The organism is Bacillus sp. m3-13, from assembly GCF_000175075.1.
GTDB lineage: Bacteria > Bacillota > Bacilli > Bacillales > Bacillaceae_I > Sutcliffiella_A > Sutcliffiella_A horikoshii_C.
Window position 1 is genome coordinate 1 of the sequence record NZ_ACPC01000022.1, and the last position, 14,523, is coordinate 14,523.

At 45.3% G+C, this 14,523-nt stretch carries 11 protein-coding genes and 1 pseudogene; 3 read left to right on the forward strand and 9 right to left on the reverse strand.

Going from position 1 to position 14,523, the window contains the following annotated elements; all coding sequences use genetic code 11:
- Positions 1 to 428 precede the first annotated feature (428 nt).
- The 5 genes and pseudogenes from glpX to M313_RS0115575 form a co-directional block, all read right to left on the reverse strand.
- A complete protein-coding gene (gene glpX, locus M313_RS0115555; RefSeq protein ID WP_010197435.1) occupies positions 429 to 1,397 on the reverse strand; it encodes a class II fructose-bisphosphatase in 969 nt (322 codons plus the stop codon).
- Positions 1,398 to 1,584: 187 nt separating this feature from the next.
- Positions 1,585 to 2,877: a UDP-N-acetylglucosamine 1-carboxyvinyltransferase gene (gene murA / locus M313_RS0115560; protein WP_010197438.1), complete on the reverse strand. Its 1,293-nt coding sequence runs from the start codon at positions 2,875 to 2,877 to the stop codon at positions 1,585 to 1,587.
- A gap of 293 nt (positions 2,878 to 3,170) precedes the next feature.
- On the reverse strand, positions 3,171 to 3,815 hold the full coding sequence (gene fsa, locus M313_RS0115565; RefSeq protein ID WP_010197440.1) for a fructose-6-phosphate aldolase: 645 nt from the start codon (positions 3,813 to 3,815) through the stop codon (positions 3,171 to 3,173).
- A gap of 128 nt (positions 3,816 to 3,943) precedes the next feature.
- A pseudogene (locus M313_RS23820) lies at positions 3,944 to 4,802 on the reverse strand (class II fructose-bisphosphate aldolase).
- A gap of 330 nt (positions 4,803 to 5,132) precedes the next feature.
- A complete protein-coding gene (locus M313_RS0115575) occupies positions 5,133 to 5,507 on the reverse strand; it encodes a response regulator (RefSeq protein ID WP_010197444.1) in 375 nt (124 codons plus the stop codon).
- A 343-nt stretch (positions 5,508 to 5,850) separates the two neighbouring features.
- On the opposite strand from M313_RS0115575, the gene M313_RS0115580 reads away from it, so the two are divergent.
- The 3 genes from M313_RS0115580 to M313_RS0115590 all read left to right on the forward strand — a co-directional run bounded on the left by M313_RS0115580 (position 5,851) and on the right by M313_RS0115590 (position 7,513).
- Positions 5,851 to 6,402 carry a DUF2529 domain-containing protein gene (locus tag M313_RS0115580; RefSeq protein ID WP_010197449.1) on the forward strand — a complete coding sequence of 184 codons (552 nt, stop codon included), beginning with the start codon at positions 5,851 to 5,853 and terminating at the stop codon, positions 6,400 to 6,402.
- A gap of 292 nt (positions 6,403 to 6,694) precedes the next feature.
- The gene (locus tag M313_RS0115585; protein ID WP_010197451.1) at positions 6,695 to 7,174 is read left to right on the forward strand and encodes a GNAT family N-acetyltransferase; all 480 of its coding nucleotides are present in this window, start codon (positions 6,695 to 6,697) and stop codon (positions 7,172 to 7,174) included.
- Between the two features lie 63 nt (positions 7,175 to 7,237).
- Positions 7,238 to 7,513, forward strand: a complete 276-nt coding sequence (locus M313_RS0115590; protein WP_010197453.1) for a toxin-antitoxin system YwqK family antitoxin — start codon at positions 7,238 to 7,240, stop codon at positions 7,511 to 7,513.
- Positions 7,514 to 7,760: 247 nt separating this feature from the next.
- On the opposite strand, the gene pyrG is transcribed toward M313_RS0115590, so the two are convergent.
- From pyrG to M313_RS0115610, 4 genes are all read right to left on the reverse strand, one after another.
- The gene (gene pyrG, locus M313_RS0115595; RefSeq protein ID WP_010197455.1) at positions 7,761 to 9,374 is read right to left on the reverse strand and encodes a CTP synthase; all 1,614 of its coding nucleotides are present in this window, start codon (positions 9,372 to 9,374) and stop codon (positions 7,761 to 7,763) included.
- A gap of 392 nt (positions 9,375 to 9,766) precedes the next feature.
- Positions 9,767 to 10,330 carry a DNA-directed RNA polymerase subunit delta gene (rpoE, locus tag M313_RS0115600; RefSeq protein WP_010197457.1) on the reverse strand — a complete coding sequence of 188 codons (564 nt, stop codon included), beginning with the start codon at positions 10,328 to 10,330 and terminating at the stop codon, positions 9,767 to 9,769.
- 299 nt (positions 10,331 to 10,629) lie between these two features.
- Positions 10,630 to 13,881, reverse strand: coding sequence for a fused isobutyryl-CoA mutase/GTPase IcmF (icmF, locus tag M313_RS0115605; protein WP_010197458.1), 3,252 nt, complete (start codon positions 13,879 to 13,881; stop codon positions 10,630 to 10,632).
- Positions 13,859 to 14,515, reverse strand: a complete 657-nt coding sequence (locus M313_RS0115610) for a TetR/AcrR family transcriptional regulator (RefSeq protein ID WP_034775014.1) — start codon at positions 14,513 to 14,515, stop codon at positions 13,859 to 13,861. The genes icmF and M313_RS0115610 overlap by 23 nt, the downstream gene beginning before the upstream one ends.
- Positions 14,516 to 14,523: the final 8 nt, after the last annotated feature.

Genomic DNA, 14,523 nt, shown 5'->3' on the forward strand with positions numbered 1-14,523 from the left:
CTCCGCCGCGGGTCTATTAGGTATGGAGGTACAAGGTGCCACAGCGATATTCGCTGTCAACCTAAAGAGAATACTAAAACTAATAAATGAAAACAGTAAAATACAACGTTTATAGGGCAACTTTTTCTCCTTTTCGGAGAAAAAGTTGCCCTTTTTTGTGAATCTCATTTCTGAATGTTTTTCATTCAGAAATAATTATAGTTTTTCAGTGCCCTCGCTACGCCTGCGGGGTCTCAAGCTAGCACTATCTCCCTCAGGAGTCTTCGCCTTTTGCTCCAATCCACAGCTAGATATTCATAAGCACATGATATATTAGTTTTTCAGTGGCCTCGCTTCGCCTGTGGGGTCTCAAAGCTACCGTTACCTCCCCCAGGAGTCTCACACCTTGCACTTCAATCAACAGGGGTAATCTCATTCACTTACTTTATTTAAGGCTTGAATACCAGGTTTGGTTTTTTCTTGATGTTGTGTTGGCCGTCGATGAAGCGGACGGTGCCGGATTTTGCACGCATGACAACGGAATGGGTGGTGGCGTTGGTGCCTTTGAATTGCACGCCTCGCAGCAGTTCGCCGTCGGTTACCCCTGTTGCAGCGAAGATGGCGTCGTCACCCTTAACAAGGTCTTCCATTCTTAGTACGGCGTCGATGTCCTCGATGCCCATTTTGCGGCAGCGGATTAGTTCTTCTTCATTTTGTGGAAGGAGTTTTCCTTGAATCTCTCCTCCAAGGCATTTCAATGCAACTGCTGCGATTACGCCTTCTGGTGCACCCCCGGAACCGAACAGGATGTCGACACCTGTGTGGTCAAAGGCTGTGTTAATGGCTGCGGCTACGTCTCCGTCATCAATTAATTTGATACGGGCACCCGCTTCGCGAAGTTCTGCAATGATTTTTTCATGACGCGGTCTGTTCAAAATAACTGCCACCACGTCTTCGATGTCTTTATTTTTCGCTTCTGCCACGGCTCTCAGGTTGTCTGTGACGGAGGCGTTAATGTCTATTTTTCCAACTGCCGCAGGTCCGACAGCTATTTTATCCATGTACATATCCGGCGCATGAAGCAGGTTTCCATGGTCGGCAATAGCAAGTACGGCAAGTGCGTTCCAGCCTCCTGATGCAACGATGCTTGTCCCTTCAAGTGGATCAACTGCAACGTCCACGCGGGGTCCGTAGCCTGTGCCAAGCTTTTCACCGATATAGAGCATAGGCGCTTCGTCCATTTCTCCTTCTCCTATAACAACTGTCCCTTTCATCGGAACCGTATCAAATACATCACGCATGGCGGAAGTAGCCGCTCCGTCCGCGCTGTCTTTATCTCCGCGTCCCATCCAGCGTGCTGAGGATAAAGCCGCCGCTTCTGTTACTCGAATCAATTCCATGGATAAACTTCTTTCCATTCCTTCCACTCCCTTTGCATTCTACGAATCTAGTTATTTTTTATGGTAGGCCAACAGGCTGTCTGTGCAACCCGAGGCATTGTGCTATACTTTTCGTTAATAGTATATCACATTCGTTGGAATTTGAAAGCGGTATCTGCAAAAAAGAAGGAACCCGCTATTTTCAGCGAATTCCTTCTTTTTTTATTTATGAGTTTTGCATTTGTTCGATTTCTTCTTCTGTCAGCTTCTCGCGCCAGATTGTGGCACCCAGTCCTTCTAGCTTTTCTTCTAGATGACTGTAGCCGCGGTCGATGTGTTCAAGGCCTGTAACCTCAGTCAAGCCGTCAGCCAATAGGCCAGCGATGACAAGGGCTGCCCCTGCACGGAGGTCACTTGCTCTAACCTTGGCACCTTGTAGCTGAACCGGCCCGTTGATGATTGCAGAACGGCCTTCTACTTTGATTTGTCCGTTCATGCGACGCAGTTCATCGACGTGCTTGAAGCGGGCTGAATAGATCGTGTCCGTTACGATGCTCGTACCTTCTGCTTTTGTTAAAAGGGTCGTCATCGGCTGCTGAAGGTCGGTCGGGAACCCTGGATGTACAAGGGTTTTTACGTCGACAGCTTTCAGTTTTTCGCCAGGAACGACAAGTACTTGATCTTGGTCATTATTGATATCGATGCGTACGCCCATTTCACGAAGCTTTGCGATAAGCGGCTCCAAGTGGGTTGGGATGACATTGTCGATGATCATTTCGCCGCCTGCTGCAGCAGCCATGATCATGTATGTACCAGCTTCGATTCGGTCAGGAATGATGGTGTGTTTGCACCCATGAAGGCTCTCCACCCCATCGATACGGATCACATCTGTACCCGCACCTTTAATTTTCGCACCCATGCTGCTTAGTAGTGTTGCTACATCGATAATTTCCGGCTCTTTTGCCGCGTTTTCGATGATTGTTCTACCTTTCGCTTTCACTGCTGCAAGCATGATGTTAATCGTTGCGCCGACACTTACCACATCAAGGTAAATGCGTGCACCTCTTAATTCTTCTGCTCGCAAGTAGATAGCGCCTTGCTCATTTGTTACCTCTGCTCCAAGTGCTTCAAAGCCTTTGATGTGTTGATCGATAGGTCTTGGTCCTAAGTGACATCCACCAGGTAATCCTACTACTGCTTTTTTGAAACGTCCAAGCATTGCTCCCATTAGATAATAAGAAGCACGGAGTTTTTTCACTTTTCCGCTTGGAAGTGGCATGGCGATCATTTTGGAAGGATCAACGGTTAGGTCTTCCCCTTCAAGCGATACGCTTCCGCCAATTTCCTCCAGCAGGCTGCTTAAGATTTCTACATCTGATATTTGCGGTAGCCCTTCAATCGTGACGGGTGAGTCCGCTAGAATGGTTGCAGGGATCAAGGCCACTGCACTATTTTTCGCTCCACTTACGCGTACGGTTCCATTTAATTGATTACCACCAAGGATTTTTAACTTTTCCATATAGTTCTCCCTTCAAGGCGAGGTTGGTTTCCAAAAGTGCTATTGTCTATTATACACAATTATTACCAATCGTAAAAATTTTCGTTAGCTATTAGTTTACACGAAAATTTTCTTTTCATATATGAAAATGCATGAAACTTTATCAAATCGTAATATTTGATACCATACGACTATATTCGACACGGTACTTTTGTCGAAAAATAGGTGAAATTAACAAAAACCCTCTGCATATTTTTTAGCAGAGGGTAAATGTTGGGATATTTCATTACAGCGCTACACTGCGAACAACTAGGTTATTGTTTGCGGTTATTCCAGTCAGCTAGGAATTTTTCGATTCCTTGGTCTGTTAGTGGGTGATGGAAAAGTTGCATGAGCACTTTGTAAGGAACGGTGGCGATATGTGCTCCGTTTAGTGCTGCATCTGTAATGTGCATCGGGTGGCGAATGGATGCCGCGATGATTTCTGTCGGGATATCATGAACGGCGAAAATGTCTGCAATGGTCGCGACTAAATCCATACCGTTTTGCCCGATATCATCAAGACGTCCTAGGAAAGGAGATACGTATGTAGCTCCTGCTCTTGCTGCCATCAATGCTTGATTGGCGTTAAAAATAAGCGTCACATTTGTTTTGATGTTTAGATCGCTGAATGCTTTTACCGCCTTCAAGCCGTCTGGAGTCATTGGCACTTTCACGGTAATGTTTGGCGCGATTGCCGCGAGCGTTTTTCCCTCTTCAATCATGCCTTCAGCGTCAAGCGCAATTACTTCGGCACTGACAGAGCCTTCTACAAATGAAGTGATCTCGCGTAGGCGGTCTTCGAATGAGATGTTTTCTTTTGCCACAAGGCTTGGGTTTGTCGTAACTCCTGCAAGTAATCCTAGTGCGTGTGCTTCTTTAATTTCTTCTAGGTTTGCTGTGTCGATGAAAAATTTCATGTCATTCTCTCCCTTGTTTGTATGATGTTTACGCTTTCATATAAAAATGAAACAAAACCGCCGGGAATGGCGGTTCTGCATATCGTTGCCTTGTTGTTGGTTGAATGGTGTTGTTGTCTTGTTAAAAATTACGCTTTATTGGAAGATCCAAATTCCCGCATTTTGCCTTTTACTGTATCTTTGATTGCGTCGCGAGCAGGTCCTAGGTATTTACGAGGATCGTACTCTTCTGTTTTCGCAGCAAGTGTTTCACGAACTGCTTTTGCAGATGCAATTTGGTTTTCTGTGTTAACGTTTATTTTCGCTGTTCCAAAAGAGATTGCTTTTTGGATGTCATGCGTAGGAATTCCAGTTCCGCCGTGTAATACTAGAGGAACGCCAGCACGGTTGTTGATGTCTTCCATCTCTTTGAAGCCAAGGTTCGGTTCGCCTTTGTAAGGACCGTGTACGGAACCTAAAGCTGGAGCTAGGCAATCAATTCCTGTGCGTTTAACAAGCTCTTCACACTCTTGTGGATCAGCATAGATTACGCCATCAGCGATAACGTCGTCTTCTTGTCCACCTACTACACCAAGCTCTGCCTCAACAGAAACTCCGTGGAAGTGTGCTAATTCTACAACTTTAGAAGTTGTTTCAATGTTCTCCTCAAATGGATGGTGAGAAGCATCGATCATTACAGAAGTAAATCCAGCATGGATCGCTTTTGCACAAGACTCATAGCTAGAACCGTGGTCTAAGTGAATCGCTACAGGTACAGTTACACCGTACTCTTCCATTAACGCTTTTACTAATGCTACGATTGTTTTGAAGCCACCCATATAACGAGCCGCACCTTCAGAAACACCAAGGATAACTGGTGAATTTTCCTCCTGTGCTGCTTGTAGAATTGCTTGTGTGAACTCTAGGTTGTTCAAGTTGAACTGACCTACTGCATAGCCTTCTGCATTTGCTTTTTTTCAGCATTTCTGTCATGGAAACTAAAGGCATAATAACATCCTCCTTCGTATTATATTCACTCCGAAAAGTTTTTCCCGTTCTTACAAGGCGGTAAACACTTAGGCTCGTCCCAATGATTTAGGGATTCGGTTACGTGCATACCTTTTGTAAAAAAATTTCACCCATATCAAAACTAGCTTGACCAATCGGGAAACCAGTTATGTACATTGGGTAAAAAAGTGCAAAAACTTGACGGATGATTTTTATCCAGTACTTAGCATATCAACTATGTAGAAAAACGGCAACTGCTGAAGTATGCCGTTTTTCAATGTAAGCGATAACACTTTAAATGTTTTAATATTCAGTTATAAAATTGACGTTTTACACCGATTGGCGCGGCATATTTTTACGGACTGCATCTCTTATTTCATCAATATCGAATGGTTTGGCAAAGTGCGTGATTGCACCAAGGTCTTTCGATTCCTGGATCATATCCAGTTCACCGTAAGCTGTCATAATGATTACCTGGATATCAGAATTAATTGCTTTTAGCCTCTTTAAAATCTCAATTCCGTCCATACCGGGGATCTTCATGTCTAACAATACTAAGTCCGGTGAATGCTTTTCTACGATATCTAATGCTTGGTACCCGTTTGCTGCCTGAAACGTCTGATAGCCCTCTTTCTGAAATACTTCATTCAACAAAATCCGTATCCCATACTGGTCATCCACAATCAGTAATTTTTGACCCACCATTACACCCCACCTCTAAAAATAATCAATCCGTTTCCATCCACCCACCTAATTCTACTATAATAGTCTTATTTCCTCCTTTTTCGACCGGGAAATTTTTTGATGAAGGAAGGAAATAAAAAATTTTCGTTAAGGGGTCAGACCCCTGCAGGACTTTCCCCCTTGATGTAGAAGGCTCCGGCCTACTTGGCGGATGTCGGATTATGTAGGAAAAACGCGAACGAAAAGGGGTCAGACCCCCCTAGGATTTTTGCCACTTATGTCATACTGCCTTTTATTATACTTAAGTTTTGGTGGAATGAGGGCATTTGAATATGCTAATAATTTGTTTAGGAGTGTGATTTGGATGTTGAAGATTTTTACGACTCAGTTGCAGGGTGTGTTTAATAGGGTTGGTTCGAGTGAGGAATACGCATTTGAGGATGCGGCCAGGCTATTGGCACAGGCTGTTGTCGGGGACGGACGCATTTATGTGCATGGTGTAAAGGAGATGAAAGCAGTGGAGGCGGAGGCCACGACTGGTGCGGAGCCGCTTGTTGGGGCTACACTTTTATCAGACCTTGACAGTTACCATGACCTGACAGATACAGACCGGGCATTGATTGTATCCCGTTTTTCTACAGATGAAGAAGCGATAAATACGGGGAAGGCATTGAAAGAACTAGGTATTGAGATTGTGGGGATTTCGACGGTGGGGGAGGCAGAGCAAGTTGACTCGGCTGAAGCGGCGGAAACCTTAGAGTCCTTGGCAGATGTACATATCGACATGAAGTTAAAGAAACCACTGATTCCTGGAGATGATGGAGAACGCTTTGGCTTCCCTTCCAGCATGGTTGCTTTATATGTTTATCATGGGTTGGCTTTCACGTTGAAAGAAATTTTGGAAGAGCAGGAGTAGGAGGACATATTTTATTTTTTGGGGGATAGCTGGTTTCTAAGATGACAGTATTCTTGTTTGTCCAGCTAATTTGGCACCGTTCGGCTCCTACGATGACAATTTTCTTGTTTCTCCAGCTGTTTTGGCGCCATTCGGCCTCAACGGTGACAGAATCCCCTGTCCCCTCCCCTACTTTGGCACCGTTCGGCGTTTATAGTGCCCTGTTCCAAGTTAATATTTGATAAATTTAAAGGATTTTACCCACATTTAGCGAAACAACCCTTAAGTAATTTTTCATGGGAGGTTTCGAAGAGTGTATAATCAAGATTTAATCATAGAAAAAGCGACAACGGAAGATGGGCCAGGCATAATCGAGTTGTTAAAGAGCCGTGCTGGCGATTTAAAAAGCAAGGGTTCTACGCAGTGGAGCTTCCTCCTTACAGGACAAGAAGATGCGGAAATTTTAGCGCTCGTTTCAAAGGGGTTATTTTATAAGGTGACCTTAGAGAGTAGCCACCTGGATGAGGCGGCCCCACCTCTTACAGCAACCTTCATGCTATCAGACACGCAAGAAGCATGGGACGTTCACCTCTGGGGGCAAGAGGACACCCGGGGTACGGTTTATTTACATAAGCTTGCTGTTGCTCTCGACCATAAAGGCGAGGGGCTAGATGACCGCCTGGTAGACTGGATCAAGGAGCATGCAGAAGAGCTGGGCTATACAAAAATCCGGTTGGATTGTGTGGCTAGTGCAAAGCAAGCTTTTACGACAAGCATGGCTTCACCCTATTAAAAATAGTCGATGACCACTGTTTGTATGAATGGGAACCTAGTAAAGCGAACAAGGAGGTTCAGGATGCAGAACGAAAAGTGTGATATAAAAAATGGCGTCAAAGAAAAGCCTCTAGAAGTGATTGACGGATACACGATAAAGTACCATGCAAACGGCAAAACCATTTGGTCCAAGGGGAAAATATCAGGCGATCAACCTGAAGGCTATTGGGAATGGTATCGTGCCGATGGGACCATCAAGCGGTCCGGGCATTTTGAGAATGGCGAACCTGTCGGGGAATGGATTACCTATGATAGCAAAGGGGAAAAATACAAAACCACGAATCATGATAAGAAATAATAACCATTAAAAAAGCTCAGAGCTAATTAAAAACTCTGAGCTTTTACTTTAAGATATTTTCGTAAACTTTGTTGCTGTTTCGTATATGCAAATTAGCCGATATATTCCTTACTGTCGTGCTCTTTTCTTTATTTTCACAAAGCATACTACTTGTGATTTCTACAGTATATAATCTGTAAAAAGTCCAATTTCCGACTTTTTACCAGTGAATAGCAACATTCTTTGAGAAAAGAGCATTTCTATAAAATTAAGCCATTACCTCAGCATTTTTCAAAGATGCTGCCACAAAGTCGCGGAATAGCGGTTGTGGGCGGTTTGGTCTGGAAGTGAATTCTGGGTGGAATTGGGATGCAAGGAACCATGGGTGGTCTTTGATCTCAATCACTTCTACCAGGCGGCCGTCTGGGCTTGTACCGGAGAAGATGAATCCGTGCTCTTCCATTTGTTGACGATATTGGTTGTTGAACTCATAGCGGTGACGGTGGCGTTCGTAAACCACTTCGTCTGCGTATGCTTTTTGTGCCAAGGAATCGTCGTTCAACTTACACGGGTATAGTCCAAGGCGCAATGTTCCGCCAAGGTCCTCGATGTCTTTTTGCTCTGGTAAAAGGTCGATGATTGGGTATGGCGTTTCTGGGTTAAGCTCAGCAGAGTGCGCACCTTCAAATCCTAGAACGTTACGTGCAAATTCCACAGAAGCAAGCTGCATGCCAAGGCAGATTCCGAAGAATGGTACCTTTTTCTCACGCGCATAGCGAATCGCTTCAATTTTACCTTCTACTCCGCGGTCACCGAACCCGCCTGGTACAAGGATTCCGTCTGCGCTTTGCAATAACTCGTCCACGTTTTCAGCCGTTACTTCTTCTGAGTTGATCCAGTTGATTTTCACATCTGCATCGTACTCGTATCCAGCATGACGCAATGCTTCCGCAACAGAAAGGTATGCATCTTGAAGTTCCACATATTTTCCGACAAGGGCGATCGTCGTTTTCTTGGAAAGGTTTTTCACCTTGTCCACAAGTGCCGTCCATTCTGTCATGTCCGCCTGGCCTTTTGTCTCAAGCTTCAGATGGTCGACTACGATGTTGTCCATGTTTTGTGCTTGATAAGCTAGTGGCACTTCGTAAAGCGTGTCCGCATCGATGGATTCAATAACCGCCTTCTCATCGATATCACAGAACAAGGCAATCTTATCTTTCATATCTTGGGAGATCGGCATTTCCGAACGCAATACGATGATGTTTGGCTGGATTCCAAGACCGCGAAGTTCTTTTACACTGTGCTGTGTCGGCTTTGTTTTCAGCTCGCCTGCCACACGGATATAAGGAACAAGCGTACAGTGGATGTACATCACATTGTCGCGACCGATGTCACTCTTGATTTGACGGATTGCTTCAAGGTATGGAAGGGATTCGATATCCCCTACTGTTCCACCGATTTCTGTGATAACGACGTCTGCATTCGTCTCACGGCCAGCACGGAAAACGCGCTCTTTGATTTCGTTTGTGATGTGCGGGATAACTTGAACCGTTCCGCCCAAATAGTCGCCGCGGCGTTCTTTTTTCAGGACAGTAGAGTAGATTTTCCCTGTTGTTACGTTGGAATACTTGTTCAGGTTGATGTCGATGAAACGCTCATAGTGACCTAAGTCGAGATCCGTTTCCGCACCATCACCTGTTACGAATACCTCACCATGTTGATAAGGACTCATTGTACCCGGGTCCACATTGATATATGGATCAAACTTCTGGATCGTCACGTCCAATCCGCGATTTTTTAACAATCTACCTAAAGATGCAGCCGTAATCCCTTTACCTAAAGATGATACAACGCCACCTGTTACGAAAATATACTTTGTCATGCTGTCTCCCCCTCGAAATAATTTTATTTGAAAATAATAATAAGTAACGGATATGCTTTTAAGAGGCATTTAACATTTTTATCATTAGTCAAAAACACGAAATTCATTTACTAAAAAATGAAGCTGCCCCCAATTTCTCAGGTTCAGCATATGAATATCTATTCACTAATAAAATAAAAAACGCCCCACTTGCCAGCATTTCTAGCAAGGGGAGCGTGTATATGTTCAACAAATTATACGTGTCCTTTTTTAAGGAGCCCAAAAAAGATTCTACCTAGTACAGGGGGAAAAGTCAAGGATTGAATTAACTTACGAATTTTCACTTTTTTCGGTTTGGCGAAAATAAAAAACACTCCCCATTTATCATCCAGGGGAGTGTCTGCTAGAGGCGATTAGAGTTTATCTTCCTCATCCTCGTCCAATTCTTCTTCCTCATCTTCTTCGTCTTCGAGTTCGTACTCGTCGTCTTCGATCAAGTCTTCTTCAAACTCTTCGTCGTCATCTTCGTCTGCATCATCATCGGCATCGTCAAAGTCTTCCTCTTCGACTTCATCTTCTTCATAATCATCCAGATCGTCGAATTCTAATTCTTCTTCGTCCAACTCATCGAATTCGTCTGCATCGATATCGTCCTCATCAACAGCCTTCTTCTTCTTCTTAGTCTTCGTTTTAACCTGAGGAGTTGTTTCTTCTTCTATTTGATCATAAGGATACCATGCACGAAGTCCCCATTGGTTTTCTCCAATACAAATGAAACGGCCGTCAATGTTCAAGTCCGTATAGAACTGAGACAACTTGCCTTTAAGATCTGCATCTGTAAAACCAGTGATTTTCTTGATCTCCGTAATTAATTCGCCAAAAGTCACAGACTGCTTCTGTTCGTTAAATAAAGCAGTAGCGATTTCGATCAATGACATCTCTTGTACTTGTTCTGCCGTTAAATGGTTTAATGCCAATGTCTGCACATCCTTTCTATATATGTAAAAAGACAATATTCATAGCAATTCCTAGAAAAATCCATACCACTCATTATAAACAAAATACCAATGTTTAATCCAGCATAAAATAAATCTTTCCCTCAAAAAAATAAAAATCGGGTGAAAAGGAGAAAAAAACGAAAAAAATAAAAAAAGGGGGTCAGACCCCCAAAGGTATTTCCCTCTCCGCGTCGATCTCTATACAGTTAGCCAAGAAACCCCGGCTCGCCGAGGTCCCGGTGTATTTTTTTACATATTTTTGTTTTAGATATATTTGTTTACATATTCCTTCTGAATTGGCCGCCGACTTCGTAGAGGGCTGTGGTGATTTGTCCAAGGCTTGCGACACGGACCGTTTCCATCAGTTCTTCGAATATGTTGCCGCCGCTGATTGCTACTTGCTTTAATCTACTCAACGCCTCTTCCACTTCTGCGGAATTCCGCTCTTGGAACGCTGCAAGATTTCGGATTTGAGTTTGCTTCTCCTCTTCTGTTGAACGGGCAAGCTCGATATCATTCAAATCATCTTCTGAAGGCGGATTAGGATTTTTATACGTATTCACTCCGATGATCGGAAGCTCGCCTGTATGTTTTTTCATCTCATAATACATCGACTCATCCTGGATCTTCCCACGCTGATACTGCGTCTCCATCGCACCGAGCACGCCACCGCGGTCGTTCAAGCGTTCAAACTCCTGCAGCACCATTTCTTCCACAAGGTCTGTCAGCTCTTCCACCACAAAGGCTCCCTGCAATGGATTCTCGTTTTTCGCCAAGCCATGCTCTTTGGTGATGATCATCTGGATCGCCATCGCACGTCGCACAGATTCTTCTGTCGGCGTTGTAATCGCCTCATCATAGGCATTCGTATGCAATGAGTTACAGTTGTCCTGAAGCGCCATCAAGGCCTGCAATGTCGTACGGATATCGTTAAAGTCGATTTCCTGTGCGTGTAAGGAACGGCCGGACGTCTGAATATGGTACTTCAGCTTTTGACTGCGCTCATTGGCACCATATTTATTTTTCATGACCGTTGCCCAAATGCGACGCGCCACGCGACCGATCACCGTGTACTCTGCATCCAGTCCGTTACTGAAGAAGAACGACAAATTCGGCGCAAAGTCATCAATTTTCATACCGCGGCTCAAGTAATACTCCACATACGTGAAGCCATTTGCCAATGTGAAAGCCAATTGTGTAATCGGATTCGCGCCCGCTTCGGCAATATGGTACCCGGAAATCGAAACCGAATAGTAATTGCGGACTTTTTTATAGATAAAATACTGCTGGATATCGCCCATCACCCTTAAAGCAAACTCCGTCGAGAAAATGCACGTATTCTGGCCTTGATCTTCTTTTAAAATATCTGCCTGCACCGTTCCGCGCACCGTCTGCATCGTAACTGCACGAACTTCCGCAAACTCTTCAACCGATAGCAGGCGGCCAAGCTCTTCTTCACGCTTTTGCACCTGCTGATCGATTGCCGTGTTCATAAACATTGCCAAAATAACTGGCGCCGGTCCATTAATCGTCATCGATACAGATGTGCTTGGCGCACATAAATCAAAGCCTGCATATAATTTTTTCATATCATCAAGCGTACAAATGCTCACGCCGCTGTTCCCGACTTTTCCGTAAATGTCCGGACGTTCAGCAGGATCTTCCCCGTACAACGTTACCGAATCAAACGCCGTACTTAAGCGCTTCGCATCGTCATCCTTGCTTAAATAATGAAAACGGCGGTTTGTACGCTCTGGCGTACCTTCCCCAGCGAACTGGCGCTTCGGATCTTCGCCTTCACGTTTGAACGGGAACACACCGGCTGTATAAGGGAATTCCCCAGGTACGTTCTCGCGGTACACCCACTTCAAAATCTCCCCATAGTCCACATACTTCGGTAGGACCACTTTTGGAATCTTTAAGCCCGACAAGGTTTTTGTAGTAAGCTTTGTGATAATCTCTTTGTCGCGGATCTTTGTGACAAACTGGTCACCGGAGTATTTCTCCTTCTTCTCTTCCCAGCCTGCCAAAATTTTGCGGGAGTCACTAGTCAATTTTTCTTCGTATTCACGGCGCAGCTCGGCAAGCGAAGCCACGAGCTCCTCGTTTCCGGCGCCACCCGCTGCCTCCATCGCCCCATCCAACTGGAACAATTTCCGCGCCAACTCGACCTGCTCCGCAGCCATCTTATGATAATTACGGACCGTCTCACTGATCTCGCGCAAATAATAGCGGCGATCGTTCGGAATGATCACATTCTGCTTTTCTACATCCTTAGACGTCGGCAGGCTGCTAGCGTAAGAAGAACCTGTCTTCTCATTCATCAACTCCAATAACGCAGCAAATAACGTGTTCGTGCCCAAGTCATTGAACTGGCTCGCAATCGTACCGTACACCGGCATTTCATCTAATTCCTTATCCCATAAAAGACGGCTGCGCTGATACTGTTTTTGCACCTGGCGCTTCGCATCCTCGGAACCTTTGCGCTCATACTTGTTAATAACAATCAGATCGGCATAATCAATCATATCGATTTTTTCGAGCTGAGATGGCGCCCCGAACTCACTTGTCATCACGTACATCGAGATGTCGCAAATCTCCGTTATCCCGGCATCTCCTTGCCCGATTCCGCTCGTCTCGACAATGATCAAATCAAAACCAGCAGCCTTCGTGACAGCTATCGCATCCTGGATCGCCAAGGAAAGCTCGGAACGAGATCCACGGGTCGCCAAGGAACGCATATAAACACGCGGGTTGAAAATTGCGTTCATACGGATGCGGTCCCCAAGCAATGCCCCACCTGTCTTTTGCTTTGTTGGATCGATAGAAAGAATCGCAACCTTCTTATCTGGTACTTCGTTTATAAACCTGCGGATCAGTTCATCCGTTAGCGAGCTTTTCCCCGCCCCACCTGTCCCTGTAATCCCAAGGACCGGCACGGTTTTCTGCTTTTCTTTTACCTTAGCCAAGGCTGTCTGGGCGGTTGCCGCCACCTCTTCGTCTGAAGTCACCTGCAACTCGGATAATGTGATCAGTTTCGCAATCGCCTGATGATTGTCTGCATCCAGTCGCTCCACCTCGTCACCAAGGGATTTGACCGTCACAAAGTCACATTCCTTCAGCATCGAGTTGATCATCCCTTGCAGACCATGTTCGCGACCGTCTTCCGGCGAAAAGATACGCGCGATTCCGTATGCATGCAGTTCTTTTATTTCACTAGGAATGATAACACCGCCGCCACCACCGTAAATGCGGATGTGAGAGGCACCTTTTTCCTTCAGCAAATCATACATATATTTAAAATATTCGACATGGCCGCCCTGATAGGAGGAAATCGCGATCCCCTGCACATCCTCCTGGATCGCCGCGTTCACAATCTCTTCCACCGAACGGTTGTGGCCAAGGTGAATGACCTCGGCACCGCTTGCCTGGATGATGCGGCGCATGATATTGATCGAGGCATCATGCCCGTCAAATAGACTTGAAGCTGTTACAAAACGAATATGGTTAGTTGGACGATAAACTTCCATTTTTCACATTCTCCCCCTTTGTAAGTCCGTGCACTAATAGTTCAATCTGGCCCTCGATATAGGCTTCCAGCTCAAAGTGCCTGTGCAGCACCCAGCGCCGGAATCCCCACATTTGACCTTGCACAAAAATGTTATGGGCCATCAATTGAATCTGCTGTTCTTTCATGGAAATCCCCTCTGCTGTCATGCAGTTTCGGATCACCTGCTCAAACATGGCCACCATCGCAAGCTCCTTATTCAACACGTAAGGAAGCGCATCTTTTGATAGAGACTTTGCCTCCTGATACATGACAAGCACCTCATCCTGCATTTCATCCATTACCCGAAAATAGTACCGGATGGCGGACTTCAAGCTTTCCAGATTCCCCCGCTTCATGTCGAGTTCCTCCTGAAGCCGCTCGCCCACTTGGTCATAAATCCGGTCACAGACAAGGTAAAGGACATCTTCCTTCGTTCTGATATATTCATAGAGCGTGCCGATGCTGAAACCGGCCTCTTTCGCAATTTCCCTTGTTGTTGTGCGGTGGAAGCCCTTCTCTTTAAAAAGGCTCACCGCCCCCTTGATCATCTGGTCGCGGCGCTTCTCGATCAGCCGCTCGTCTTTTACGGATGCATGTACTTGACGTTTTTTCATCATCCTGT